This window comes from Accumulibacter sp., from assembly GCF_029255145.1.
GTDB lineage: Bacteria > Pseudomonadota > Gammaproteobacteria > Burkholderiales > Rhodocyclaceae > Accumulibacter.
The window spans coordinates 1-26,878 of the sequence record NZ_JAPUVQ010000136.1 but is presented as its reverse complement, the minus strand read 5'-3'; the positions used below and the strand labels follow the sequence as shown (position 1 = coordinate 26,878).

Below are 26,878 nucleotides of genomic sequence, written 5' to 3'. Positions count from 1 at the left end.
CGTCGGCTTCTACAACAGCACCCGCCTGCACTCGAAACTCGGTTACCTGCCGCCGAATGTCTATGAACATCAAATGGCAGAAAAACAACCTATCCCGGTGTCCGAAATTACTTGACCACTACAGATCACTTCGGGTCGATCCCCGCGTACGCGGGGGAGACTGGATCGCGATGCTCGCACCTATGCGGGTTCCGGGTCGATCCCCGCGTACGCGGGGGAGACAGCACGACGCGCACCGGGCGGAACTGCAACACGGGTCGATCCCCGCGTACGCGGGGGAGACAAGTCAAGATCCTATTGGCCATCCTTATCAGCAGGTCGATCCCCGCGTACGCGGGGGAGACAACCAGAACTGCCGCATGCACACGGCTACCGAGGGTCGATCCCCGCGTACGCGGGGGAGACGAACCAGCCGGGCAGGAAGGACTGGCCAATCCAGGTCGATCCCCGCGTACGCGGGGGAGACGCCCTGGTCATCGTGCAGGTACACCCAAACCGAGGTCGATCCCCGCGTACGCGGGGGAGACCGGGATCGCCGCATGAATGCGGACCTTTTCGAGGGTCGATCCCCGCGTACGCGGGGGAGACTTGCCTGGCAAACCGCAGGTGGCGTCACTCCCGGGTCGATCCCCGCGTACGCGGGGGAGACCACGAGCGGCGGTAGCGGGCCTGGCGGGACGGGGGTCGATCCCCGCGTACGCGGGGGAGACTGCAGGAATCACGGGTCGTCTATGTCTCGGGATGGTCGATCCCCGCGTACGCGGGGGAGACCCGGGCCAGCGAACGCGGGGGCTTTTTCCCGCGGGTCGATCCCCGCGTACGCGGGGGAGACAAGGTGGGTGTCGTGTCTGCGGGTCTTTCGACGGGTCGATCCCCGCGTACGCGGGGGAGACAAGCGCTTCTGTTCGTCCGCCGCCGTCTCTCGCGGTCGATCCCCGCGTACGCGGGGGAGACGCTGCCCGAAGGGCCGGCTTTCATCTCTGCTGCGGTCGATCCCCGCGTACGCGGGGGAGACGATCGTTTCAGGACAAGGGCCGCATGCCGGTCAGGTCGATCCCCGCGTACGCGGGGGAGACAAGGCTTGGAATCCTTGCCATGCCTGGTCGAAAGGTCGATCCCCGCGTACGCGGGGGAGACGTTGCCGACGTCGCGATCTCGACTCCCGGGGCGGGTCGATCCCCGCGTACGCGGGGGAGACTCTACCTCTCAACCAAATGAATTATCGCCAAATTGTGAAAGAGCGAGTCAACGAAGTGTTGCCAGCATTCCGTCTATGTCAACCAATGTAATTGGTGGTAGGCCCAGAGTCGCTGCCGCTTGGCCGCCGGGCTTGGCCGAATCCGCCCAGAGGATGACGATCGACGCATCCGCCTCGTTTGGAAACCAGTCGCTCAGTACGCGCCAGATGCGATCCCGCACCGCTGGCGTAATGCGCGGCGCGGTGTAGACGCCCGGAGCAAGCTCAAGCATCGACGACGCGAGAAAGCCGCGTACGCGGTCACTGACATTTCGTGTCACCACCACTGTCATCGACATGGAGCAGTTCCTTGATGCGGTCAATCATGTGCGAGATGAGCTTTCCGCGGCGAAACTCCATCGCCGCTTCCCGGCGCAAGGCGCGTTCGAGATTCATGCCGGGCTGGTCCAGCGCTTTGCGCGCGACCTTGAAGGCCATCGGGATCGTGACCTCGGCGCGAAACAGATCGGCGATGTCGAGCGTAAATGAATTGCTCGAATCTTCGTGGATAAAGCCAAGTGGCGGCAGGGCGCCGACGGCGGCGACCGCCACGTCCGCCGCGCATTCGACAAAGGTGGCGGCGTGATTGATGGCCTGATTGGGGATATCGGTCGCATTGGGACTGCTGCGATCGTAACGGCGACCCTCCCAAGGAACGCGAAAGCGGTCGGCGGCAAGCTTGTATGTTTCCTTCATGCGTGCGCCTTCGATGCCACGCAGGACGGTGATGTCCCGATGCGGCAGAATCTTTCCGAAGCGGAACGCATACATGCGCCGTGCGACCGACAGCCGTTCGCTTCCATCCGCCCATAGCCGCGCCTGCGCTCGCGCAACGTCGCTATGTCCCTGACCCATGGGCGGCGCGGTGTAGAACTTGGTGCCACCTTCGCCGACCGCCGCGAGCAGGGTGCCGTGCCGGGCCAGCACCCTCAGCACGTCGTGACTCACCGTCGAGCCCGGTCCGAGCAGGATGAGCGAGACGTTCTGGTAAGGGATCGCGTAATCGCCGGCATCGAGATCGTCGGACTTCGTACAGACGAAACGCAACGTTCCGTCTTCGACAAACAGTCGCCCGCGCGACAGCCAGATCAAGCCATGCCGATCGGCATGCGGAATGCGCGATTCCGCCAGTCCCAATCTGCCGGAAAACAAGCCGCTGGCTGCCATGTCAATTGCTCAGCCCGTTTGCCGCGGCGGGCGCAACAACAGCATGCCGAAGCCGAAGGCGCGATGCCGCCCGACGCCTCGCGCCAAAAGACGAGCGAAGGCGTCTGGGTCTTCGATTGTCAGTTCGCCCGCGAAGAGCGCATCGGGGCGCTCGACGGCCCGACGCTTCGCGCCTTCGGACGCATGTGACAGGCGCTGGCTGCGCACCCGCTGAAAGCCGGTCAAATCGAGTGCGGCCTGGTTTACCCGCGCCGCACCTTCTTTGGTCAGTTGGCGGACAAGCCATTCCGAATACACCTGCGGCCGTGACGGCGCTTCCGTACCGGTCTCCTGCGCCCGGCTCACGGCAACGAGATAGACATCGCGCTCCCGTTCGGCACGGCTCACCGGGCAGGCGCGAACCTCGAAGCCGAGCCGCCGTCCGGTTTGCCAGTCGGCCGGCATTGACTTGCCGGCGGCGGCGGACCATTCGCACACGTTCAGCGCATCCGGTTCTGCAAAGGTCTGCGCGTGATCGCGCAGGGCATCGATGGGCTGGCCGGCGTAGCCGAGCAGGCGTAGTCCCTGACGGTTTTCCAGAAGACGGAATGGCTTCGGCGCCAGTTCCCCCAGCGCGGCGGCAAGCCATGCGTGCGCAGCGTAGCCAAAATCGTCGTCGGCCAGTTGCCCGTGCCCCTGTCGATGGGCAAAGCGCATCAGCCGCGCCGCGTCGAGCGGCAGGTCAATCATGAACATGACGATGTCTCCTCGATCAGGCCTTCCGCCACCATGCGCCTGCCGGCGTGCCACTGGTTTTTCCAGTCGCGCTGGTCGTAAATGGGCTTGAGCTGGTCTTCCCGGTTGTCGCCTGTTTCCGCTGGCCAGCGAGCGGCCATTTGCCGGTCTTTCGCAGGGCGCATCGGACATTGAATGCGAGGGAAGGCTTTGAGGATCGAGAGGATGTCATCGCCTGACGCGCGCCCCATGAGGACGGGGGCATTGGGCAGGCAGGTCTTGCGGCCGAAAAACAACGGCCGTGCGGGCTGTTGCAGCGCCCCTTCCAATGCAGCGAGATCGGGCACGGTGTTACCGCGCAGGGCGAGTGCGGCGGTGAGCACACCGTTCGCCCAATAGTGGCGAAGGCGAATATGCGTGCCGAATTTGGCGTTGCCGCCGTCGCGATGTTCCGGTTCGCCGCGCGTCGTCCAGCCTTTCTCGCGCATCTTCGGCTGACCCAAATCCACCGTGTGGTAATCGACAATCACTTCAGGTTCGATGTCCCAGCGCGAGGCGACGATCAGTCGATCCTGCACCGCACCGATTCTTTCGCTCTCGCCATGCGTCCAGCCCAGGGCGTTGGCAAACAGTCCGGCAAACAGCGAGAGACCAGGAAAGCGTTCGGTGACGTTGTGGTGATCGACGATGACGCCGCCAAAGCTCATCAGCGGTGCGTCAAGACGAAGGATGAGCGCGTCCATCAGTCGGCACCGAAAATGCTGTCCAGTGCGGCGGTGACGCTGGCGGTGAGTGGCGCGGCAGGAATGCCGGCCAGCTTGGCGGTGTTCTGCGTCGACGAGACAAAACGCTTCTCTTTGCACCCGTACATGGCGTCGATTGCAGCGAGATGTTCGCCCAGCGCGTCCACCGCCTGCTGCATCGGGTCACCGGTGAGTTTGAGTGCCTTGAGATAGGCATTGGCCAAGGTGCGTGGCTGGCCCTTGCCGGACTCCAGCAGCACGCAGGCGGCTCGCGCATAGGGGGCGGTCGAACCCAGCTTGGCACCGGGACTGACGGTGGCAATGGCGTCGATCAGCCGCGCCAAGACTCTCCGTGCATCGGCCAGCGTTTCTGCCGGCTGGCTGGCCCAATCCTTGGCGTCGCAGCCGCAAAGGTTGGAGACCAGCAGCGGCACGTCGACCACGACATAGCCATAGAAGAGGCCTGCGCCCAACTCCATGTCACCGGCGTGCGCAGCGCCGGCATCCTCGTGCGCTTCCTTGAGGTCATCGACGACGGTGAAGAAATCCACCTCGGTCGACAGCGGGTGGACGGTGAAGGCGTGGGCAACATGCACGGCGGCATCTGTTCGGGCGAGGATGTCGGAGGTGACGAAACGCCCGAACATTGCGCCTTCGATGCCGGAAACGAGGTCGTCCTGGCCGGCGGCTTTCATTAGGGCACGGAGATTACCTTTCTCGGTTGTCAGGCGAGCGTCAAGAGTTGATACGGGATCTTCCCCGCTCTTTGCGCAGCCAGCGATGAGCCTGACGAAATAGTCTGCTTCCGGTTTTCCGAACAGGACCGGCTGGTTAAGCCGTAGCGGATTGGTCTTGTCTTGCCCGCCCTGAACCAGTTTCTTGAGCAGGGCTACAGTCATCCCTTTCGCGACAGTTTCGTCGACGCCAGCGGTGACCGCTCGCGGAAATACTTCGCGCTCGAAAAACATTCGCGAGCGAATGCCGCCGGGCAGGTCGAGCGCTCGGTGGAGTTCGTCACGCCAGTGCTTTTTAAGACATTGCGACGAGACGCGCATGCGCTCGGCGTTGCCGAAGGGAATGCGCTTGGCGAGGCCGGCATCGTCGCGGTTGAGAAGAGCGGCGGCAAAGGACGTTAGCGTGTGGATTTGCAGAAACATGATGGTTATTCCTCCCTGATGGCAGATTGCAGAGTGCGGTAGAAGTCGCGGGCGATGCGGGTGTTGATGCGTTCTCGATTCTCTGAGTCACGCGTAAAGAGCAGTTCGGCAAACGTGCGCCAGTCACACGCGATGCCTTTGGCCGCTACCTGACGCGCGGCGCGCAGCGCCAACGCGCGCAGTGTGTCGCCGCTGGCGGCGAGCAGACGTTCCAGTCGACTCTCGGCAAAGCGCGCCTCGGCGAGTGCCCGGCCGAAAGGCGTGGCCGGATTGAACCCGCCGTCGCGCTGAATGGCCAGCGCGCAGACGACGGCGCGCCAGTCGGCAAGCCAACGCTCGCCCTGCCAGGCATCATCGACATGCGCCAGCAACAGTCGATGTAGCGCCAGCGGTGCGGGGCCATCGAGTGCCATGCGCTTGAGTGCCGCACGCTCGCCATTGGATATGCCCGCGCTTTTCAGCAGGGCTGCCAGGTGCGGAACGTGGGCGGGAGGAGTGCGGGGTTCAGGGTTGGTCATGCCTCACCTCCATGAATTGCGGAAAGTTCTTTTTCAGCCTACCGAAGAACATGCCTTGTGCTTTCGTTGTGGCGCGATAGGTACGGCCGTGGCGCTGGGGAGCGCCTTCGATAGCGCGGTTCAGCGTCTCTTGCGCGAGCCGGCACAGTTCGTCGAACCAAGGATGAAGGGCTTCAGTATCGTCGGAGATGTCGACGGTGGACCAGAGCCAGTCGAAGTAACGCGGATTCCAGTTGTGGGCGAAGGGCCCTGAAGTATGGTCAACCCATTTCGCGATTTCGGTCTTGTCGAGAACGATTGATTCAGGCCCGCCCTCCATGAGCGAAAAAAGGGCAGGCCGAAGTGCTTTGTAGTGGATAGCGGACGCGGCGTCGAGACCTCTCTTCGAGAGTAAGGCAAGGCGGTCACGGACGGGGCCGCCACCAAGCAGAGCGATTCTGGGTTTTTCCGGCACGCGAATGGTCGCGCTGTGAAAGCCGTCGGTTCTTCCTTGTCCGCGCACAAGTACCGACGCAGAAAACCAACCGCCGGCCGCCGAACTGTCTGCGCGTTGCATGGCGGCAGGTGTATATCCATCGCCGAAAACCAACTTCTGGAGCAACTCAGGGGTGAAACCATGCTCCTGGACCGTTAGCGCGCCGTTGGTTTTCTGGGTGATAGGTGTCCACGGATCGCCAAGATTCCCGGCCAGTTGGTCGCCAGCAATAAAGTTGGCCGCCGATCCGGAGGCGTGCGCGCGTATGCCGGTAACTTCGCTGCGTAGCCGAACGCGCCGGGCAATTTCTATGAAGAACGGGTCGAGGCTGGCTAGCGCACGGCTTCCAATGCCGTCCCAGGGAGCTATCCAGAGCAGGACCTTTCCGCTTTTGACATACGGGTGCGGTGGCTGGAGCAGGGTCGCGCGGGTTGCGAGAAGTACCGAAACGTCTCGCCCAAACTGTGCTCCGGCACGCGTCGTGGCTTGCCAGCCGACTCGCGGGCGACTGCCGTAGCCTTTGTTCATGCGGCCGATCCCACGGTTCATCCCGCCGCCGCTGCCTTTGCCAAGTAACCCCGTTGTCGTCTGTAGAGAAATCAGGGCGAAAAGCCACGCCTCTGGGTCCGCGTTTGCTGCCCGTGAACTTTTTACGTCGTGATTTTTGGAGGTGATCAGAACGTCGATCGCGTCTGGTGTCGCTGCATCCGGCTTGTAGTCACGGCCAAATACTTCACGGGTCGGCGCCGGTGACTGCATGAACGCTGGCTTCGTCGGGTTCTCGACCACCATCGTCCACGCGCTGTCATCGGCGCAGCCGTCGTCTCGCGTGAGTGCTCGAATGCCCTCTCGCCAGTATTCGGTGGATTGGCCGGTTTGGGTATCGCCAGCGCGTGCTAGCACCGCGCCGGCGAGATAGCAGCAGAAGATGTGGAAGGCGTCCTCCTGGTGGCGCTGCAGGCCGGGCAGGCTTTCCACCCGGTCTTCGCCCAGCAGTGCCAGGAGTTCAGGCAGGCTGGCGCCATTGGTGCCTTCCGGCGTTTGCACCCGAAGAACGGGATCGGTGAGCAGGTTCATGGTGTGGTTTTCTCCAATCCGAAACGGGAATACCGGTAGTTGTACTGGCCGGCAGCGTCAGCCTGAATGAACAGGATATCGCCCTCAAAGCTCACCAGGTGAGCCTGTTCGATTTCTTTTTTTGGTGCCAGACGACCGGGAATGTTAATGTCGTAGATGATCTGGCCGAAGGGGCTGGGAAAGTCTCTCCCCAGCGACAGGATGCGATCACTCAGGCCGAGACGAGTGGCCAAGTGTTCTTCGACGGTGTTCGGGAACATGAACTCACCTAAGTGTTCGTTCGGCATGGCCGCCGCGTGCGCGGCGGATTGTTGTGCACCGCCTATACCTTCGATATGCAGGGCGTGTCGCGTCCAGGCGTCGCCTTGCAGTTGGACGAGTCGATCCGGATGCGTCGCGGTTTCGACCAGGTGCCGATTGTCACGGGGAATCTCGATGACCGGCCCGGCGACGATCAGATCACGCGTCAGTTGCAGGATGCGCAGATCCTCATACACCGTGCCGAGACCGGCGAGGTTGCCGCGCCGTACCTCGCCTCTCGGGTTGAGGAAGACTGAAAAGTCCGATTCTCCTGGCAACAACACGGTACAAACCGGCATCGGGCGCGGACCGCGGTCGTGCCGATGCAGGCGGCCGATGCGTTGCAGCAGTACGTCGATCGGGCAGAGGTCGGTGAGCAGCCAGTCGGCGTCGATGTCCAGGCTCTGTTCCAGCGTTTGCGTGCCGATGAGGAGCATGGCTCCCGAGGAGGAGCCTCTGCCCATCCGTTTGCTGACGACGCGGTCCATTTGCTCCCGGTCGGCGCGGGCAAATCGGCCGTGGTGGGGCGCGCGAACGCCGCCTACCGCGAACAGGGCCGACGCCAGTTCGGGGTCGGCGTCCGCCAGTCGGGCCAAAGCAATGGCACGGCCGACGGTGTTGAGAATGACCAGCACTCGCTGTCCTGCTCGCACCGCGTCGCGCAATCTGGGGAGGAGGTCTTCGGGCGACTTGAGCAGTGGCAGTGGTTCGAGGCGTACGGTCTTGCTGCGGCACGCCGGGTCGGGCAAATGTCGCATCGGCGTGTTGGGCGCGCTCAAAGCCGGATAGGGCAGCACGATGGCTTGGTCGAACGGTTCGGCCTGCGGTCGGGAATCGCCGGGGTGCAGGTACTCTGCCCGTGCCGCGGCGCCCAATGTGGCCGACAGGAGCAGGGCGTGACCGCCGGCCTTGAGGTGACGAATAAGCAGTCGTCGGGCGAGGTAACGCATGTAGACGTCCGAGCTGTGCACTTCGTCGATGACCAGCAGCGATCGGTCGAGACAGGCGGCGCGCAGGTGAGCGTGAGGCACCTGGATAGCGGAAAACAGCGCCTGGTCGATGGTGCCGACGGCCACCGGTGCGGCAAGGAAGCGCTTGGGACGTTCCGCCGTCCAGTTTCGGTCGCGCGTTCTTTGTTCGTCATCGTTGAACAGATGAGCGTCGGTTGGGAGCATGTTCTTCGGCTCACCATCAATCTGCGCATAGCCCGGCACCGCGAGCAGCACGGGCGGACAATCGTCGCCGAAGACCCGGTGCATCGCGTCGGTCACGCGGCCATACAATTCGCGGGCGGCGACCCGTGTCGGCAGGGCGAAGTACAGACCGTCGACCTTGCCGGCCGCGAACAGCGCCAGAAAGTGCATCAGTGCGGCCTCTGTCTTGCCCGAACCCGTATCGGATTCCGCAACCAGCAGGGCCGGCAGATCGGCGCGGGACAGCGCCGACTGCAAAGGGCGCGGTTCGCCGCGAATGCCAAACGTGTCGCCGAAAGTGGGCTGTCCGTGTTCGATACGGATGCGGGCTGCCGAAACGTCCAGGCCCACGGCCACCAGCGCTTTTCTCGCTTGGCGACGCGACCATCCGATGCGATCGCCTTCGTGCTCGAAAGGGAAAAAGGACTCCCGGTGCGAACCGAGCCAGTCTGCGAGCATCACCAGTCCGGCGAAGCGATGCTCCAGCGCGACGCTGACTCCGATTGACGGAGCATCGCCTCGGAATGCATTGGGGAAAGCGCGGCGGGCGGTTTTGCCCAGTTCAGTGAGGCCGTCGAAGGGGTCGAGGTTGCCGCGGGGCTTCCAGTGTCGTTTCAAATTGCCGAGCGCGATGCCGTCGGCAATGTTGTCGTCGAACGCGGGTCTTCCATGGTGAAAAATCGCAGCCAACAGCAACCGCATGACGTCGGCTTCCGGGTCGGCAAACCACGACGCCATGTCTGCAAGGCCAAGCGCTGCGACCAATTTGGTGCGAAGCTCTTCGTCGTAGAGCAGCACGGAAGTTTCCTTGACGTGACCGGCAGTATTGCGCGCGTTCAGGTCGCGCCTTGCCTGAAAGCCGGAGTTGCATTTCCCGAGGTCGTGCAGAAGGGCGAATACCGCAAGCCGGTCAAGAATAACGGCAGCCGAGCCGAGGCCCAGGCCGCGCCTTATCGCTGGCAGGTCGCACAAGGCGCGGAAGACGCTGGCGACGTCAATGCAGTGGTCGGCCAGCGACAGCTGGCTCGCGCGATCATCAGAAAGTTTGCCCCAAAAGTCCATCGGGAGTCCTTGGCGTTGAATGTCGTTTGCAAGTTTGATCTTAAGCGATGATCGAGGGAAGGCCGGGCCTGGGGCACGCCTTGAAATCCGAGCCGCTCGGTTGGCACATTGCCCACTAGCGCTAACCATCGAAGGTGAACGCGCTGCCGGCCGTATGGCCCCGAAACATCGCGTGCGTCGGGGTCAGGCAAATGTCTGGCAGGGTCCGCAGTGCCTTCCTCACCAGCCCAACTCCAGTGGCCAAGGCCGTGGCCAACTCGGGCGCGCCCAAGATGCCTTGTCGGCCTTCGTTCTTGGCCGCGGGCGGCCTTCGTTCCGCCGAAACGTCCCAATATCAGCGACCCGGCAGGCCCGGGCGAGGGGTGAGCGTGCTAGAATAGCGAGCTTGATCAAGACGATGACATCCCCCTGGAAGTCACGTTGCCAGCGGACCAAATGATGGAAGCCTTCGCCAAAGAAACCCTGCCCATCAGTCTCGAAGACGAGATGCGTCGATCGTATCTCGACTACGCGATGAGCGTGATTGTCGGACGCGCCTTGCCGGATGCTCGCGATGGCCTCAAGCCGGTGCATCGCCGCGTTCTGTTCGCGATGCACGAGTTGTCGAACGACTGGAACAAGCCGTACAAGAAGTCGGCGCGGATCGTTGGCGATGTCATTGGTAAGTACCATCCGCACGGCGACACCGCGGTCTATGACACGATCGTACGCATGGCGCAGAACTTCTCGCTGCGCTACATGCTGGTCGATGGGCAAGGCAACTTCGGTTCGGTCGACGGTGATAATGCCGCTGCGATGCGGTATACCGAAGTGCGCATGGCGCGTATCGGCCATGAATTGCTGGCCGATATCGACAAGGAAACGGTCAACTTCGGGCCCAACTACGACGGCTCGGAGGAAGAGCCGCTGGTCATGCCGGCGCGGATTCCGAACCTGCTGATCAACGGTTCGTCTGGGATCGCCGTCGGCATGGCGACCAACATCCCGCCACACAATCTCGGCGAAGTCGTGGATGCCTGTCTGGCGCTGCTGCGCAACCCGGAGGTGACGATCGACGAGCTGATCGAGCTGGTGCCGGGTCCGGACTTTCCGACGGCCGGCATCATCTACGGCATTGCGGGCGTCTGCGAGGGGTATCGGACCGGGCGCGGCCGGGTGGTGATGCGCGGCCGGACCCATTTCGAGGATATCGACCGGGGGCATCGCCAGGCGATCATCATCGACGAGCTGCCGTACCAGGTGAACAAGCGGACGCTGCTCGAAAAAGTCGGCGAACTGGTCAACGACAAGCGGATCGAGGGCATTTCGGATCTGCGCGACGAGTCCGACAAGTCGGGAATGCGCGTGGTGATCGAGCTCAAGCGCGGCGAGGTCGCCGAGGTGGTGCTCAACTGCCTGTACAAGCAGACCCAGCTCCAGGACACCTTCGGCATGAACATGGTGGCGCTGGTCGATGGCCAGCCGCGGCTGCTGAATCTCAAGCAGATGCTCGAGTGTTTCCTGTGGCACCGGCGCGAGGTGCTCACCCGCCGTACCGTTTTCGAATTGCGCAAGGCGCGCGAGCGGGCACACATCCAGGAAGGCCTGGCGGTGGCGCTCGACAACGTCGATGAGATCATCGCCCTGATCAAGGCGTCGCCGACGCCCGCCGATGCGCGCCGGGGATTGATGTCGAGGCTGTGGACCTCGCCGACGGTCGCCGAGATGTTGCAGCGCGCCAAGCTCGATGCGACCCGTCCCGACATTCTGGGCGTCGAATACGGCTTGACGGAGAATGGTTATCTCCTTTCGGAGGCGCAGGCGCAAGCGATTTTGGAACTGCGCCTGCAGCGACTCACGGGTCTCGAGCGCGACAAGATCGTTGCCGATTACGGCGACCTCCTGACGCGGATTGCCGACCTGATGGATATCCTGGCACGCCCCGAGCGGATTACCGAGATGATCGTCGAGGAATTGACCGGCATCCGTTCCCAGTTCGGCGACAAACGCCGCTCGGAAATCGTCATCAGCACACAGGATCTGGGGATCGCCGACTTCATTACCCCGGTCGACATGGTCGTGACGCTGTCGCATGCCGGCTACATCAAGTCGCAGCCGCTGGCCGACTATCGCGCGCAGCGACGTGGCGGGCGCGGGAAACAGGCGGCTTCGATGAAGACCGACGATTTCGTCGATCGCCTGTTCGTTGCCAACACCCACGATTTCATCCTCTGCTTCACCAGTCGGGGCCGGGTCTATTGGCTCAAGGTCTATGAGGTCCCGCAGGGAACGCGCACCAGCCGGGGCAAGCCGGTGATCAACGTTTTCCCCTTCGAGGATGGCGAGAAGATCAGTGCCATCCTGCCGGTCAAGGAATTCGCCGACGACCGCTATGTTTTCATGGGCACTGCGCAGGGGACGGTGAAGAAAACGCCGCTGTCGGATTTTTCCAACCCGCGCAAGAACGGCATCATCGCCGTCGCGCTCGATGAGGACGATTTCCTGATTGGCGCCGAGATCACCAATGGCAGCCAGGACGTGATTCTCGTCTCGGACGCCGGCAAGGCGGTCTGGTTCGACGAGGAAGACGTTCGCCCAATGGGACGGACGGCGCGGGGCGTGCGTGGAATGCGGCTGCTGGACAAGCAGCAGGTGCTGTCGCTGCTGATCGCCGATAACGATCAGCAAACGGTGCTGGTGGCCACCGCGAACGGTTTTGGCAAAAGGACAGCGCTCGCTGATTTCCGGCATTCGGGGCGAGGCACGCAAGGCGTCAAGGCGATTGCCGCCAGCGAAAGGAACGGCAAGGTGGTCGCAGCGCGGCTGGTCTGCGACGACGACGAGATCATGCTGATCACCACCGGCGGGGTGCTGATCCGCACCCGGGTTCGCGAGATTCGCGAGTTGGGGCGGGCAACGCAGGGCGTAACCCTGATCGCGCTCGACGCCGGCGAGAAGCTTGCAGGCCTGGAAAAGGTAATCGAGACCGAGGATGACTCCGATCTTCCGGAGCTCGCTGCAGCCGACGACGTCGACGGACACGATGACGGACAAGCGGGTGAGTCGTCGCTTGAGGACCCGACCGCCGGTCCGCAGGAGGAGTAGAGCGCATGCTGCGCGTTCTGCGACTGGTGGTCCTGCCGCTGCTCGCCCGGCGGCAAGGGTCGCTGGTGAAACCATGCGGGGGAGGGCTGCCGGGTACGGGCGCCGCTGACGCCGGCGAGCCCCTGCGGCAACACGGCAAACCGCCGGCGGGTAGGGCGTGATGAACGACGAGCTGCAGCGCGAGCTGGCGGTCGTCCGCGAGCAGATCGACGCGCTCGATTGGCAACTGCTGGAGCTGCTGAACCAGCGCGCCCGGTTTGCGCAGCGGGTCGGCGAGATCAAGTCGCGGCACGGTGAGGCTGGCTTCATTTACCGACCGGAACGCGAGGCACAGGTGCTGCACCGGATCCAGCAGTTGAACCCTGGACCGCTGTCCGGCGAGACCGTCACCTGGTTCTTCCGCGAAGTGATGTCGGCCTGCCTGTCGCTCGAGCAACCGCTGGGAATCGCTTTTCTCGGCCCGCTGGGTACTTTTTCGGAGAGCGCGGCGACCAAGCACTTTGGCCACGCCGCACGCCTGATGCCGCAGATCTCGATCGACGACGTCTTTCGCGAGGTCGAGGCCGCGCATGCCGACTATGCCGTCGTGCCGATCGAGAACTCGACCGAGGGTGCCGTCGGACGGACGCTCGACCTGTTGCTGACGACGCCGCTCAAGATCTGTGGCGAAGTGGTCCTGCGAATTCACCAGCATCTGCTGTCGAACGAGCGCTCGCTGGAGAGCGTGACGAAGGTCTACTCGCACGCGCAGTCACTGGCGCAATGCCATGAGTGGTTGAACCGCTCGCTGCCACGCGCGCAGCGCATTTCGGTGGGCAGCAATGCGCAGGCGGCGCAACTCGCGGCGGCCGAGGCGGGCGCGGCGGCGCTCGCCGGCCAGGCGGCCGCCGACCGCTACCACCTGCCGCAGCTGGCGAGCAACGTCGAGGACGAGCCGAACAACACCACCCGCTTCGTCGTCCTCGGCCATCAGGAGGCGGGGCCTTCGGGCCGCGACCGGACGTCGCTGATCATGTCGGCACACAACCAGACCGGCGCGCTGAGCAAGCTGCTGGCGCCGTTCTCCGACGCCGGCGTGTCGATGACCCGGCTGGAGTCGCGTCCGGCACGTCACACCTTGTGGGCCTACGTCTTCTTTGTCGACCTGGAAGGGCATCGCGACGACCAGTCGGTCAGCTCGGCGCTTGCCGAACTGGGTCGCCGGGCGCCTTATCTCAAGATTCTCGGGTCATACCCGATGGCCGCTTACTGACCCGATTGACTTCTTGTCGAGGAACGCCAATGGCACTGCCGACGCTGGACACGCAATCCCTGCCCTACATCCGGGCGATATCGCCCTACCAGCCCGGCAAGCCGATTACGCAGCTGGCGCGCGAGCTGGGTCTTGCCGTCGACCAGATCGTCAAGCTGGCTTCCAACGAAAATCCCCTTGGCATGAGTCCGAAGGCGCGGGCGGCGGCGACCGTGGCGATGGCGACGCTATCGCGTTACCCGGATGATTTCGATCTGAAGCACGCGCTTGGCGAGCGTACCGGCCTGGGGATGGAGCGCATCGTTCTCGGCAACGGATCGAACGATGTGCTTGATCTGGTCGCCCGCGTCTTTCTGGCGCCTGGCCGTTCGGCGATCTTCTCCCAATACGCCTTTGCCGTCTATCCGCTGGCGACCTTGTCGGCCGGCGCCGAAGCGATTGCCGTTGCCGCCAGCGACTTCGGCCACGACCTTGAGGCGATGCGGGCGGCGATCCGGCCCGATACCCGCTTGATCTGGATCGCCAATCCGAACAACCCGACCGGTACCTTCGTGCCGTATGCCCAGCTCAAGCGGTTCATGCAGGCGGTGCCGGCGGATGTGCTGGTGGTCGTCGACGAAGCGTACAACGAATACCTGCCACCCGCCGAGCGCGTCGACACCACCGCCTGGCTGGCCGAAATGCCGAATCTGGTGATCACCCGCACCTTCTCGAAGATCTACGGTCTCGCCGGTCTGCGTATCGGCTATGCGCTGACTTCGGCGGTGATCGCCGACCTGATGAATCGAGTCCGCCAGCCGTTCAATTGCAACAATCTTGCCCTGGCTGCCGCCGTCGCAGCCCTCGACGATCACCAGTTCGTGGCCAGCAGCTACGCCATGAACCGCGCCGGCATGGAGCAGATCGTCGCCGGCCTCAAGCGGCTGGGCTGCAGCCACATTCCCTCGCATGGCAACTTCGTGACCTTCAGGGTGGTCGACGCGGCGGCGGTGAACCAGCGGCTGCTCGGACGGGGAGTTATCGTTCGGCCGATCGCCGCTTACGGGATGCCGGACTGGCTGCGCGTGACGATTGGCACCGAGAGCGAAAACAGCCGCTTCCTCGGGGCGCTTGAAGGGTCACTATGATCGACTACTGCGGAGCTTTCGGGTCGTGAGCGCGCCGGTCACGTTCGGCAAGGTGGTGGTCTTCGGTGTCGGCCTGATCGGTGGCTCGTTCGCGCTGGCACTGAAGGCTGCAGGACAGGCGACCGAGGTGGTCGGTTTCGGGCGCCGCCTGGGATCGCTGACGCAGGCGCTCGAACTGGGGATCGTGGACCGCGCCGGCTTCAATGTCGGCCAGGAGGTGTCGAATGCCGACCTGGTGCTGATCGCCACACCGGTCGGAACGACCCCGGAGATCATGGCGCGCCTTGCCCCCTGCCTGGGGCCGCAGACCGTCGTCACCGACGCGGGCAGTACCAAGGAAGACGTGGTCGCCGCCGCACGGGCGCATTTCGGTGAGCGGCTCGGGCAGTTCGTCCCCGCTCATCCGATTGCCGGCGCCGAGAACAGTGGCGCGCAAGCGGCGCGGGCGGATCTCTACCGGCACAAGCAGGTGGTGCTGACGCCGCTGCCGGAAAGCGCGCCATCGATCGTTGCCCGCGTGCGCGCCGCGTGGGAGTGTTGCGGTGGCCTGATCAGGGAGTTGTCACCGGCCGAGCATGACCGCATCTTCGCCGCGGTCAGCCATCTGCCCCACCTGCTGTCGTTTGCCCTGGTACACGAACTGGCCCGGCGTGACAACCGCGAGCAGTTGTTCGCTTTCGCGGCCAGCGGTTTTCGCGATTTCACGCGGATTGCCGCCAGCCACCCCGAGATGTGGCGCGACATCTGTCTGGCCAATCGGACCGCACTGCTCGACGAACTCGACCACTACCGGGCGCAACTCGACGACTTGCGGGCGGCCCTGGCGTGCGGTGACGGCGCCCGCCTGGCGGCGACCTTCGACGTGGCCAGAAGCGCCCGGCGCGCGTGGGCCGAGAACAAGACGAAAGACTGACGTGGCCGAAGACTACATCGACCTGCCGCAACTGCTCGCGGCCCGGGGCACCGTGCGCCTGCCTGGCTCGAAGAGCATCTCCAACCGGGTGTTGTTGCTGGCAGCACTGGCCGACAGCGATACCGAAGTCCGCGGCTTGCTGCAGTCGGACGACACGGCCCGGATGCTCGATGCGCTGCGGGCGCTCGGAGTGCGCATCGAGCCGCTGCCCGACAATGCGCTTCGGGTCAGCGGGGTCGCCGGGATTTTCCCGGTCCGCCAGGCGGATCTCTTCCTGGGTAACGCCGGCACCGCCTTTCGGCCGCTGACGGCAGTGCTGGCGCTGGCGGTTGGCGAAGCTGGCGAGTACCGGCTGGCCGGCGTGCCGCGAATGCACGAAAGGCCGATCGCCGATCTGGTTGATGGCTTGCGTCAACTCGGCGCCGAGATCAGCTACCTCGATCGGCAGGGCTTTCCACCGTTGGCCATTCGTACGCCTCGGATACCTCGTGCGCCCGGACCCGCCAGGGTGATCAGCCTGCGCGGCGACGTCTCCAGCCAGTTTCTGACCGGCCTGCTGATGGCCTTGCCCTTGCGTGGCGTCGAAACGACGGTGGAAGTGCTCGGCGAGCTGATTTCCAGGCCCTACGTGGACATCACGCTGGCCACCATGGCCAGCTTCGGCGTGCAGGTGCGGTGTGATGGCGGGCAGCGCTTTACCGTTCCCGCCGGCAGTGCCTATCGTTCGCCGGGGTCGATCGAGGTTGAGGGTGACGCCTCGTCGGCGTCGTACTTCCTGGCGCTCGGAGCCGTTGGCGGCGGGCCCGTGCGCGTTGAAGGCGTTGGTCGCGATTCGATCCAGGGCGACGTCCGTTTTGCCGACGCGCTGACCGCGATGGGGGCAACGATTGCCGCTGGCGCCAACTGGATCGAAGCGTCCGCGGCAGTGGGCGGAAGGCTTCAGGGCGTCGATCTCGACTGCAACCAGATCCCCGACGCGGCGATGACGCTGGCCACCGTTGCGCTGTTTGCCGAGGGGCCGACCACCTTGCGCAATATCGCCAGCTGGCGAGTCAAGGAGACCGACCGTATTGCGGCGATGGCCGCCGAGTTGCGCAAGCTGGGGGTGACTGTAGACGAGGGTGGCGACTTCATCCGGGTCTGGCCGCCTGTCGCCGGCCAGAGTTTGCGCCCGGCGGCGATAGACACCTACGACGATCACCGCATGGCGATGTGTTTTTCGCTGGCCGCGCTGGCGACGCCGCTGCGAGTCAACGATCCGCAGACGGTCGACAAGACGTTTCCAGACTATTTCGGGCGCTTTGCCGAGATCACGCAGCCAGTGCCGGTGGTAGCCATCGACGGCACTTCCGCTTCGGGTAAGGGCACCGTCGCCTCGCGCGTCGCCGAGGCGCTTGGCTGGCACTACCTCGACTCCGGCGCCCTCTACCGCCTGACCGCCCTTGCGGCCCGCCAGGCCGGCGTCGATTGGCACGATGAGGCCGGGGTGGCAGCGATCGCTGCTGCGCTCGACGCCGGTTTTGCGGGCAAGGTGATCAGCCTCGCTGGCGACGATGTCGGCGATGCCATCCGCAGCGAGGAGATCTCGGCTGGCGCTTCGCTGGTGGCGGCTCTGCCGGCCGTGCGCGCGGCGCTGTTGTTCAGGCAGCGGGCATTTCGCCGGCCACCCGGACTGGTCGCCGACGGGCGCGACATGGGCTCGGTGGTCTTCCCCGATTCGACGACCAAGGTCTTCCTCACCGCCAGTGTCGAGGTGCGCGCGGAAAGGCGCCATAAGCAGTTGATCGAAAAAGGAATCGCTGCTAGTATTGCAGCCCTCTCGCTGGATCTGCGCGAACGTGACGAACGCGACAGCCGACGTAGCGTCTCGCCGATGCAGCGGAGTGCGGATGCTGAATTGCTCGACACGACAAACCTGACCATCGCCAGTGCGGTGGCGCAGGTGCTGGACTGGGTCAACAAGGTTTCCGAAGCAGGGTGAAACGGCGGCTGCCGTTAGCCCAAAGTGTCACCAGTTCCACGCGTCGTTCGGTCGGCCCAGCGGCAGTTTCGCCCCCAGGCTTGCCGGTGTCGTGTCCTCGCTTGCCGGTTTGCCGCGGCATCCGGAGCGGTCGGGACTGGTGATGATTTTCAACTCACCCCGCACCACTGCGGTTAGGTAACTCAATCGACATGTCAGACACTCCCACCATGCAAGAAAGCTTTGCCGAACTTTTTGAAGAGAGCCTCGGGCGCCAGGAAATGCGTCCGGGCGAGGTCATCACCGCCGAAGTGGTGCGCATCGACCAGAATTTCGTGGTGGTCAATGCCGGCCTGAAATCCGAGAGCTACATTGACCTTGAAGAATTCCTGAGTGATCAGGGCGAACTGGAAGTCGGCGTCGGTGATTTCGTCCAGGTGGCCATCGAGCAGCTCGAGAACGGCTTTGGTGAAACCCGCCTGTCGCGCGACCGGGCCAAGCGCGTCGCCGCCTGGAATGCGCTGGAGCTGGCGCTGAACGACGGCAGCCTGGTGGCCGGTACCATTACCGGCAAGGTCAAGGGCGGCCTGACGGTGATGACCAACGGTGTTCGTGCCTTCCTGCCGGGTTCGCTGGTAGACATGCGTCCAGTCAAGGACACCACGCCGTACGAAGGCAAGACCTACGAGTTCAAGGTGATCAAGCTCGACCGCAAGCGTAACAACGTGGTGGTCTCTCGCCGTGCGGTTCTCGAAGCGAGCGTCGGCGAAGAGCGCGATGCCCTGCTGGCTGCGCTCAAGGAAGGCAGCATCGTCAAGGGTGTGGTCAAGAACATCACCGATTATGGCGCTTTCGTCGATCTCGGCGGAATCGACGGCTTGCTGCATATCACGGACCTGGCATGGCGCCGCGTTCGTCACCCCTCGGAAGTGCTGGCCGTGGGCGACGAACTGCAGGCCAAGATCCTCAAGTTCGATCAGGAAAAGAACCGCGTTTCGCTGGGTCTCAAGCAACTTGGTGAAGACCCGTGGGTGGGCATTTCCCGCCGCTATCCGTCGACCACCCGCCTCTTCGGCAAGGTCACCAACCTGACCGACTATGGTGCCTTCGTCGAGATCGAGCAGGGGATCGAGGGACTGGTGCACGTCTCCGAGATGGACTGGACGAACAAGAACGTCCATCCGTCCAAAGTCGTCCAGCTGGGTGACGAAGTCGAAGTGATGATCCTCGAGATCGATGAAGACCGGCGTCGGATTTCCCTGGGCATGAAGCAGTGCGCTGCCAACCCGTGGGACGATTTCTCGATGAACTACAAGAAAGGCGATCGGGTGCGTGGCGCCATCAAGTCGATCACCGATTTTGGCGTGTTCATCGGTTTGCCGGGCGGCATCGACGGCTTGGTACATCTCTCGGACCTGTCGTGGTCTCTCGCTGGCGAAGAGGCGATTCGCAACTTCAAGAAGGGCGACGAGGTTGACGCGGTGGTACTGGCCATCGATACCGACAAGGAGCGGATCTCGCTGGGCATCAAGCAACTCGATGGCGATCCGTACACCAGTTATATCGCCACCCACGAGAAGAACAGTGTCGTCCGTGGGGTGGTCAAGTCGGTTGATGCCCGCGGTGCGGTGGTCGTGCTCGATGGCGACATGGAGGGCTACCTGCGTGCTTCGGAGGTGTCTCGCGACCGGATTGACGATCTGACCAAGGTGTATAAGGAAGGCGATGCGGTCGAGGCAATGATCATCAACGTGGATCGCAAGACACGTTCGATCAGCCTGTCGATCAAGGCCAAGGATCAGGCCGAACAGCACGAAGCGATGCAGAAGTTCTCTGCCGACAGCAACGCCAGTTCGGGCACCACGAACCTCGGTGCGCTGCTCAAAGCCAAGCTGAATAATCCCCAGTAAGGCAGGTCCATGACCAAGTCTGACCTGATCGGCGAGTTGGCCGGACGCTTTCCTCAACTGGTCGCAAAGGATGCGGACTTGTCAGTGAAAATGATTCTCGATGCCATGGCAGAGGCACTGGCCAAGGGTGATCGCATCGAGATTCGCGGCTTCGGAAGTTTCTCGCTGAACTACCGGCCGCCGCGGGTTGGCCGGAATCCGAAGTCTGGCGAGAAGGTGGATGTCCCGGAAAAATGGGTGCCGCACTTCAAGCCAGGCAAGGAATTGCGAGAGCGCGTCGACGGCTCGCTGGATCTGGTCTGAGTGCTCAGGCAAGTCGGTTTGCGGGCGGCAACGCAAGTTGCCGCCCGTTTCCTGTGATAAGGTAATTGATGCGTTCCTTGCTGTGGTTCTCGAGAGTCGTTCTTTTTCTCGTCATTTTTGCGTTCGCCATCAAGAACACCGACCCGGTGGGCGTTCGCTTCTTCCTTGACACCGTCTGGCAGGCGCCGCTGGTCATTGTCCTGCTGGTTTCCTTCGCTGGCGGTGCGGTTTTCGCCGTGCTGTCCTTGCTGGGTACCCTGTTTTCGCAGCGTCGCGAAGTGAACAGATTGAAGCGTGAACTCAAGGTAGCGCAGGACAGAGTCATGGGCAGTCAGGGGCGCCCGATGTGACTTTGCCAGGGAGGCAAGCGGCGGCTGTGGCTAAGGGAGCAACGGCGACCCGATGATTGAGTTCGAGTATTGGCACCTGCTCCTGTTTCCGCTGTTTTTCGGGCTGGGTTGGGCAGCGGCGCGGATTGATATCCGGCACCTGGTGAAGGAGTCGCGCGCCTTGCCGCGTTCGTACTTTCAGGGGCTCAACTTTCTGCTCAACGAGCAGCCTGATCGGGCGATCGAGGCTTTCGTCGAGGCCGTCAAGGTCGATCCGCAGACCATCGAAATCCACTTCGCACTCGGCAGTCTTTTCCGTCGTCGCGGCGAAACCGAGCGGGCGATCCGGATGCATCAGCATCTCGTCGAGCGCGAGGATCTGGCACAGGATCTGAAGTTGCAGGCACTCGCGGAACTAGGACAGGATTATCTCAAGGCCGGGCTGCTCGATGGCGCCGAAGCGGTGTTCGAGAAACTGCGCAATTCGACGTTAGCGGAAGACGCGAAACGCAACCTGCTTGAGATCTACCAGTTGGAAAAGGACTGGGAGAAGGCGATCGCCATCGCCTCGGAGCTGCCCGACTTCGCCTCGCACAAGGAAATTGCCGAGTACTACTGCGAGCTTGCCGCCGCCGAAATGATCCGTTCGCGTCGTGATCTTGCGGCCAACTACCTGCAGATCGCACTCGAACGGAATCGAAAATGCGTTCGGGCGAGCTTGCTCCAGGGTGACCTGCACTTCCAGCACGATCAGTTCGCCGCTGCGATCGAGTCCTGGCAGCGGATCGAACAGCAGGATCCGACCTATCTGGCACTGGTCGCCAAGCGCTTGCTGGATGCCTTCCGCAAGCAGGATCGCCGCGAGGCGGGCCTGCAGCTCTTGCGAGGTTATCTGGACCACTATCCGTCGCTGGACCTGCTGGACGTGGTCTTTCAGCTGGTGCTCGAGAGCGGCGGACCGGAAGCCGCGTACCGACTGGTTCGCGATGAGTTGATACGCAATCCGACACTGCTTGGCTTCGACAAACTGCTCGAGGCGCGACTGTTGTTTGCCTCACCGGACATTCGTCCCGACCTGGATCTGGCCAAGGGGATCGTGCACGGCTACACGCGTCGCCTGGCGCGTTATCGGTGCGATAATTGCGGCTTCAAGGCGCGCCAGTTCTATTGGCGCTGCCCGGCCTGCGGCGGCTGGGAGACCTACTCCCCCAAGCGCACCGAAGAATTCGATCTGACGCCCTAGGAGTCCCATGTCGCCTGTCACCGTGCCCGACAACGCGCGCCAGTCTGGCGAGCGCAGCTCGCCTTGCCACGCTGGGTAGCGATGCAGCTTGCTGACCTTGCCGCTGCACGGCTGCTGATCGTCGGCGACGTGATGCTTGATCGCTACTGGTTCGGCGACGTCGAGCGGATCTCGCCCGAAGCGCCGGTACCGGTGGTCAAGGTGGCGCGTAGCGAAGAGCGCCCGGGTGGCGCCGCCAACGTGGCACGCAACGTCGCTGCGCTGGGTGCTCGAGTTGGCTTGCTGTCGGTCGTCGGTGACGACGAAGCCGGTCAACGTCTCCAGGAACTGCTCGAAGCGAGTGGGATCGATGTCAGCCTGCACGTCGACCCGGCGATCAGCACTACCGTAAAACTGCGGGTGATTGGTCGGCAGCAGCAACTGCTGCGGATCGATTTCGAAACCTCGCCCTCGCACGAGGTATTGCGCGCCAAGCTGGTCGAATTCGAATCGCGCCTGCCGGATTGCCATGCGGTGATCCTTTCCGATTATGGCAAGGGCGGCTTGACGCATATCGGCGAGATGATCCGGATGGCGCGGGCTGCCGGCAAGAAGGTGTTGGTCGATCCGAAGGGCGACGATTTCTCGAAGTACGCAGGGGCGACCGTGGTCACCCCGAATCGTGGTGAGTTGCGGGCGGTGGTCGGACGCTGGACGGACGAAGGTGACTTGGCGCGTAAAGCGGAAGCCCTGCGCAGCGCGCTGGGACTAGAGGCGCTGCTGGTGACTCGCAGCGAGGAGGGCATGTCGCTGTTTCACGCAGCCGGGGCGGTACATCAGCAGGCGGTCGCCAGGGAGGTCTTTGATGTCTCCGGCGCTGGCGACACGGTGATCGCCACCCTGGCGGTGATGCTGGCGTGTGGCGCCGATTGGCCGGAAGCGGTGCATGCGGCGAATGTCGCGGCTGGGGTGGTGGTCGGCAAGCTCGGGACGGCCGTGGTTGGCCGCGCCGAACTCAATGCAGCATTGAACTGAGGTGAGTTGATTCCATGTACACCATCGTAACGGGCGCTGCCGGCTTCATCGGCGCCAACCTCGTCAAAGCGCTGAACCAGCGCGGGCTGCACCGGATCGTCGCGGTCGATAATCTGAGTCGGGCGGAGAAGTTCCGGAATCTGGTCGATTGCGACATCGCCGATTACATCGACAAGCAGGAATTCCTCGAGCGCCTGCTGGCCGGAGACTTCGATGGCGACGTCGATGCCATCCTTCATCAGGGCGCCTGCTCCGACACCATGGAGACCGATGGCCGCTACATGATGGAGAACAACTATCGCTACTCGCTGGCGCTTCTGGACTGGTCCCTCGATCAGGAGGTGCAGTTCCTCTACGCCTCGAGTGCGGCGACTTACGGCGGCGGTGGCCTCTTCCGGGAGGAGCGCCAGCACGAGGCGCCACTGAACGTCTACGGCTACTCGAAGTTCCTCTTCGACCAGATCGTCCGTCATCGCCTGGCGAGCGTCGGTTCGTCCAACTCGCAGGTCGTCGGCTTCCGCTATTTCAATGTGTATGGTCCCCGCGAGTCGCACAAGGAACGTATGGCTTCGGTCGCCTTTCACCACTACCAACAGTTTCGCAGCGCGGGCAAGGTGCAGCTTTTCGAAGGCTGCGATGGTTATGCCGACGGCCAGCAGCAGCGCGATTTTGTCTATATCGACGACGTCGCTCGGGTCAACCTTCATTTTCTCGATCATCCGGAAAAGTCGGGAATCTTCAATGTCGGCACCGGTCGGGCGCAGACCTTCAACGAGTTGGCGGTGGCCAACGTCAATGCCTGCCGGGCGCTGACCGGCAAAGAGGCTCTGCCGCTTGCCGAGCTGGTAGGCCAGGGCCTGATCGAGTACATCCCGTTTCCGGCGGCGCTCAGGGGCAAGTATCAGAGCTTCACCCAGGCCGATTTGTCGAAACTGCGTCAGGCGGGCTACGAACAGCCGTTCGCCAGTGTCGAAGACGGTGTCCCACAGTACGTCAAGTGGTTGAACACCGGTGAATAAGACACTCGAGGACTACGTCGGCGAGACGCCGCTGGTGCGTTTGAAGCGACTGCCGGGGGCCGGTTGCGAAGCCCGTGGCAACCTGATCCTGGCCAAGCTGGAGGGCAATAATCCGGCTGGTTCGGTGAAGGATCGCCCGGCGCTGTCGATGATCACGCGTGCCGAACAGCGTGGCGACATCGCGCCCGGCGACACCCTGATCGAAGCGACTTCGGGCAATACCGGCATTGCGCTGGCGATGGCGGCTGCCGTGCGCGGCTACCGGATGATCCTGGTGATGCCGGAGAATCAGAGTGTCGAACGGCGGCAGACGATGCGCGCTTTTGGCGCCGAGCTGGTATTGACGCCCCGGGATGGCGGCATGGAACTGGCGCGCGATGTCGCCGAAGGGATGCGCAGGGATGGCCGCGGCATCATCCTCGATCAGTTCGCCAATCCCGACAACCCGCTGGCGCACTACGAGGGGACCGGTCCCGAGCTCTGGCGCCAGACCGACGGGCGAGTCACCCATTTTGTCAGCAGCATGGGCACTACCGGAACGATCATGGGCGTCTCACGCTACCTCAAGGAGCAGGATGCCAGGATCTGCATCGTCGGTTGCCAGCCGGAAGACGGTTCGCAGATTCCGGGTATCCGCAAATGGCCGGAAGCCTATCTGCCCAGGATCTTCGACCGCGCACGGGTCGACCGTATCGAAGCGGTCTCGCAGGGAGAGGCCGAGGAAATGACTCGCCGGCTGGCTCGCGACGAGGGCATCTTTGCCGGCATCTCATCGGGCGGTGCCTTGGCCGTCGCGTTGCGGCTGGCCGGCGAACTCGAGAAGGCGACCATTGTCACGATCGTTTGTGACCGCGGTGACCGTTACCTGTCGACCGGCGTCTTTCCTGCGTGAGAAGAGCTTGAGCAAGGCTTGAGAGGCAGATGAAGCCGGTTCTCGCCTTTGACATCGAAACGATTCCGGACGTGGGCGGCTTGCGTCGCCTGCACGGTCTTGATCCCGGGCTATCCGATGACGAGGTCGCCGAACTGGCTTTTCAGCAGCGGCGGGCGACCCATGGCAACGACTTCTTGCCGCACCACCTGCAACGGGTGGCGGTAATTTCGTGCGCGCTTCGCGTCGGCAGCGATTTCCACGTGTGGTCCCTGGCCGAACCCGAGCAGGGCGAAGGCGAAATAATTCAACGCTTCTTCGACGGCGTCGAGAAATTCACGCCGCAGATCGTGTCGTGGAACGGTGGCGGGTTCGACCTGCCGGTGCTGCACTACCGCGGGCTGATCCACGGCGTCACCGCGCCACGCTATTGGGACCTCGGTGACGGCGACTACGCCGACAGTCGCGACTTCAAGTGGAACAACTACATCAGCCGTTACCATACGCGCCACCTCGATCTGATGGATCTCCTGGCGATGTACCAGCCACGCGCCAGCGTGCGCCTCGACGAGATGGCCAAGCTGATCGGCTTTCCCGGCAAACTCGGCATGGATGGCAGCAAGGTGTGGCAGGCCTGGCAGGCGGGAGCATTTGGCGAGGTACGCGACTACTGCGAAACCGACGTTCTCAATACCTACCTTGTTTCCCTGCGCTTTCGTCTGTTGCGCGGCGAGCTGTCACGGACAGAATACGATGCCGAGGTCGCCTTTGTTCGCGGCGAACTGGAGAAGATCGGCAAGCCGCATTGGCGGGAGTTCCTGGCCGCCTGGCGCTAGGGTCGCTGCAGCAGGTCCAGAGCCAGGCCACGAAACGACTGCCTGGTTGCCGGCAACCCCTTGCACGGCACGCCATCCACTTTCTCGTCGCCGTCGTCGCTGAGTACATAGATCGCTTGCTTGCCGGGGATCGCAAACAGGGCCTCGGGCCGCAGTGTGCCGAAATCGATCGGCTTGAGCCGCTGTGGTGCGTCCGCAGCCTGCCCGGACCAGGAGTACAGGGCAAAGCCCTTGCGGTTGTGCTTTCCGCTGCCGGCCGGCCCGGCGACGATCAAGAAGCCCGGAGCGACGAACTCAATGCTACGGATTCCGCGTCCGCCGAGATCGAGCAAGATGCTCTCGCCAAGAATTGGGGACGCGGCCTTGTCGATCACTTCCGCCGGATTCGTCAAGGGGATCAACAGCGCCTTGTTTTCTGGCAGCGGATTGCGAAAGCCGATCAGCAGCTGTCCGTCGCGGGTTGCAGCGAGGCCTTCGATGTTCACGCCGCCCGGAGCTTCGGGCGAGATCTCCAGCTCACTCGCCTTGGCCAGCACCGCGAAGCGACGGTCGGCGATCAGATCTCCGAGGACTCTGGAGTAGGGCGGCGTGGTCGGTTCCTGGAGCGATGGTCCTGTCGCGGTGCCGATGATGTCGGTGGCAAAAAAACGATGTCTTGACGCTGCGCTCTTCCCCTTGCTGGTTCGGCCATGCGAGGAGATCCAGTAGATTCGGTCGCCGATGCGCGCGGCACCCTCAAGGTCGGCTTCGCTCGCTTTGCCCTCTTGACGGTTGCCGAGGTAGTCGGTCAGGTCGAGGCTGGCGGTGGGGTCGCGTTTTCCGAGGCGGTAGATACTCAGGATATCGTGCTCGTCGTCGGCGACGACGAAGTGCTCCGGTCCGAGAGCGACTGCCGCGGAGGCATCGCACAGACCGCGGTAGGACACCTCGCCGGGCCGGGCCTGGGCAGGCGCAGCGCTTACGGCAAGGGCCAGGAACAGCACGGCGGGACGAATCAGGCACGACACGGGCGGCAGTCTCCTTCTCGAGAAACGGAGTGTAGCGCAGGTCGGCCAGCGCCGGACTCGAAAGCTGACGACGGCGGGCCGGGGCAGAGATCTCGTCCGCGCCGTAGCCTGCAAGGTACCGCGGTCGCTTGCCCGGCCCAGAAGCGTGGGAAAGGCCGATGCGATAGGGGCCCGGGTTCCGCGATTCAATCTGAATAGATAGCGGGAATGCCCCGCCAAGCGTTGATCTTGGATAGAGTGATGTTACTGAGACAGTCACCTATTTGGAGAGCAAGGGAGGCGGGGCGATGGGGACTCTGGCACAAACGGTGCTTCCGTTCAAGGTTGAAGCGACGGAAGAACTGCTGACGGCGAATGCCGGGCTGGT

The 26,878-nt window shown here is 63.4% G+C and carries 23 protein-coding genes and 1 CRISPR repeat array; of the genes, 14 read left to right on the top strand and 9 right to left on the bottom strand.

Annotated features, from left to right (window positions below; translation table 11 throughout):
• Positions 1–133: 133 nt before the first annotated feature.
• Positions 134–1,198: a CRISPR direct-repeat array (repeat unit 28 nt; unit sequence GGTCGATCCCCGCGTACGCGGGGGAGAC).
• A 47-nt stretch (positions 1,199–1,245) separates the two neighbouring features.
• Genes cas2e through cas3 form a run of 8 tightly spaced genes read right to left on the bottom strand, consistent with a single transcriptional unit; the run spans position 1,246 to position 9,643 of the window.
• A complete protein-coding gene (gene cas2e, locus Q1L50_RS16465) occupies positions 1,246–1,536 on the bottom strand; it encodes a type I-E CRISPR-associated endoribonuclease Cas2e (RefSeq protein ID WP_300340748.1) in 291 nt (96 codons plus the stop codon).
• Positions 1,499–2,404: a type I-E CRISPR-associated endonuclease Cas1e gene (gene cas1e / locus Q1L50_RS16460; protein ID WP_300340746.1), complete on the bottom strand. Its 906-nt coding sequence runs from the start codon at positions 2,402–2,404 to the stop codon at positions 1,499–1,501. The genes cas2e and cas1e overlap by 38 nt, the downstream gene beginning before the upstream one ends.
• Positions 2,405–2,413: 9 nt before the next feature.
• Complete coding sequence (gene cas6e, locus Q1L50_RS16455; protein ID WP_300340743.1) at positions 2,414–3,139, bottom strand: type I-E CRISPR-associated protein Cas6/Cse3/CasE; 726 nt, start codon at positions 3,137–3,139, stop codon at positions 2,414–2,416.
• Positions 3,130–3,861 (bottom strand): type I-E CRISPR-associated protein Cas5/CasD, encoded by a 732-nt coding sequence (gene cas5e, locus Q1L50_RS16450; RefSeq protein WP_300340741.1) that lies wholly within the window; start codon positions 3,859–3,861, stop codon positions 3,130–3,132. The genes cas6e and cas5e overlap by 10 nt, the downstream gene beginning before the upstream one ends.
• On the bottom strand, positions 3,861–5,018 hold the full coding sequence (gene cas7e / locus Q1L50_RS16445) for a type I-E CRISPR-associated protein Cas7/Cse4/CasC (RefSeq protein ID WP_300340738.1): 1,158 nt from the start codon (positions 5,016–5,018) through the stop codon (positions 3,861–3,863). The genes cas5e and cas7e overlap by 1 nt, the downstream gene beginning before the upstream one ends.
• 5 nt (positions 5,019–5,023) lie before the next feature.
• Positions 5,024–5,536, bottom strand: a complete 513-nt coding sequence (gene casB / locus Q1L50_RS16440) for a type I-E CRISPR-associated protein Cse2/CasB (RefSeq protein ID WP_300340735.1) — start codon at positions 5,534–5,536, stop codon at positions 5,024–5,026.
• A complete protein-coding gene (gene casA / locus Q1L50_RS16435; RefSeq protein WP_300340732.1) occupies positions 5,523–7,088 on the bottom strand; it encodes a type I-E CRISPR-associated protein Cse1/CasA in 1,566 nt (521 codons plus the stop codon). The genes casB and casA overlap by 14 nt, the downstream gene beginning before the upstream one ends.
• Positions 7,085–9,643 (bottom strand): CRISPR-associated helicase Cas3', encoded by a 2,559-nt coding sequence (cas3, locus tag Q1L50_RS16430; protein ID WP_300340730.1) that lies wholly within the window; start codon positions 9,641–9,643, stop codon positions 7,085–7,087. Before cas3 ends, casA begins: the two co-directional genes overlap by 4 nt.
• A 438-nt stretch (positions 9,644–10,081) precedes the next feature.
• Here cas3 and gyrA point away from each other — a divergent pair, with 438 nt between their 5' ends.
• From gyrA to Q1L50_RS16360, 14 genes are all read left to right on the top strand, one after another.
• Complete coding sequence (gene gyrA, locus Q1L50_RS16425) at positions 10,082–12,727, top strand: DNA gyrase subunit A (protein ID WP_300340753.1); 2,646 nt, start codon at positions 10,082–10,084, stop codon at positions 12,725–12,727.
• 5 nt (positions 12,728–12,732) lie between these two features.
• Positions 12,733–12,888 (top strand): hypothetical protein, encoded by a 156-nt coding sequence (locus Q1L50_RS16420; RefSeq protein ID WP_300340727.1) that lies wholly within the window; start codon positions 12,733–12,735, stop codon positions 12,886–12,888.
• Entirely contained in the window at positions 12,888–13,979 is a 1,092-nt protein-coding gene (gene pheA / locus Q1L50_RS16415) for a prephenate dehydratase (protein WP_300340725.1), read from the top strand. The genes Q1L50_RS16420 and pheA overlap by 1 nt, the downstream gene beginning before the upstream one ends.
• A gap of 29 nt (positions 13,980–14,008) precedes the next feature.
• Complete coding sequence (gene hisC / locus Q1L50_RS16410; protein ID WP_300340722.1) at positions 14,009–15,106, top strand: histidinol-phosphate transaminase; 1,098 nt, start codon at positions 14,009–14,011, stop codon at positions 15,104–15,106.
• Positions 15,107–15,131: 25 nt separating this feature from the next.
• Complete coding sequence (locus Q1L50_RS16405; protein ID WP_300340720.1) at positions 15,132–16,019, top strand: prephenate dehydrogenase/arogenate dehydrogenase family protein; 888 nt, start codon at positions 15,132–15,134, stop codon at positions 16,017–16,019.
• Between the two features lies 1 nt (position 16,020).
• Positions 16,021–18,000, top strand: coding sequence for a bifunctional 3-phosphoshikimate 1-carboxyvinyltransferase/cytidylate kinase (locus Q1L50_RS16400; protein WP_300340717.1), 1,980 nt, complete (start codon positions 16,021–16,023; stop codon positions 17,998–18,000).
• A 191-nt stretch (positions 18,001–18,191) separates the two neighbouring features.
• On the top strand, positions 18,192–19,889 hold the full coding sequence (rpsA, locus tag Q1L50_RS16395) for a 30S ribosomal protein S1 (protein WP_300340716.1): 1,698 nt from the start codon (positions 18,192–18,194) through the stop codon (positions 19,887–19,889).
• 9 nt (positions 19,890–19,898) lie between these two features.
• Positions 19,899–20,192 (top strand): integration host factor subunit beta, encoded by a 294-nt coding sequence (locus Q1L50_RS16390; RefSeq protein ID WP_300340713.1) that lies wholly within the window; start codon positions 19,899–19,901, stop codon positions 20,190–20,192.
• 68 nt (positions 20,193–20,260) lie between these two features.
• A complete protein-coding gene (locus Q1L50_RS16385) occupies positions 20,261–20,542 on the top strand; it encodes a lipopolysaccharide assembly LapA domain-containing protein (RefSeq protein WP_300340711.1) in 282 nt (93 codons plus the stop codon).
• Positions 20,543–20,594: 52 nt separating this feature from the next.
• A complete protein-coding gene (lapB, locus tag Q1L50_RS16380) occupies positions 20,595–21,764 on the top strand; it encodes a lipopolysaccharide assembly protein LapB (protein ID WP_300340708.1) in 1,170 nt (389 codons plus the stop codon).
• Between the two features lie 81 nt (positions 21,765–21,845).
• Positions 21,846–22,778 (top strand): D-glycero-beta-D-manno-heptose-7-phosphate kinase, encoded by a 933-nt coding sequence (rfaE1, locus tag Q1L50_RS16375; RefSeq protein WP_300340751.1) that lies wholly within the window; start codon positions 21,846–21,848, stop codon positions 22,776–22,778.
• Positions 22,779–22,792: 14 nt separating this feature from the next.
• A complete protein-coding gene (gene rfaD / locus Q1L50_RS16370) occupies positions 22,793–23,797 on the top strand; it encodes an ADP-glyceromanno-heptose 6-epimerase (RefSeq protein WP_300340705.1) in 1,005 nt (334 codons plus the stop codon).
• On the top strand, positions 23,790–24,689 hold the full coding sequence (gene cysM / locus Q1L50_RS16365; protein ID WP_300340702.1) for a cysteine synthase CysM: 900 nt from the start codon (positions 23,790–23,792) through the stop codon (positions 24,687–24,689). The genes rfaD and cysM overlap by 8 nt, the downstream gene beginning before the upstream one ends.
• A 29-nt stretch (positions 24,690–24,718) precedes the next feature.
• Positions 24,719–25,504, top strand: coding sequence for a 3'-5' exonuclease (locus tag Q1L50_RS16360; RefSeq protein ID WP_300340700.1), 786 nt, complete (start codon positions 24,719–24,721; stop codon positions 25,502–25,504).
• Here the strand turns inward: Q1L50_RS16360 and Q1L50_RS16355 are convergent.
• Positions 25,501–26,511, bottom strand: coding sequence for a DUF3616 domain-containing protein (locus tag Q1L50_RS16355; protein WP_300340697.1), 1,011 nt, complete (start codon positions 26,509–26,511; stop codon positions 25,501–25,503). The two genes, Q1L50_RS16360 and Q1L50_RS16355, sit on opposite strands and share 4 nt — an antisense overlap.
• Positions 26,512–26,878: the final 367 nt, after the last annotated feature.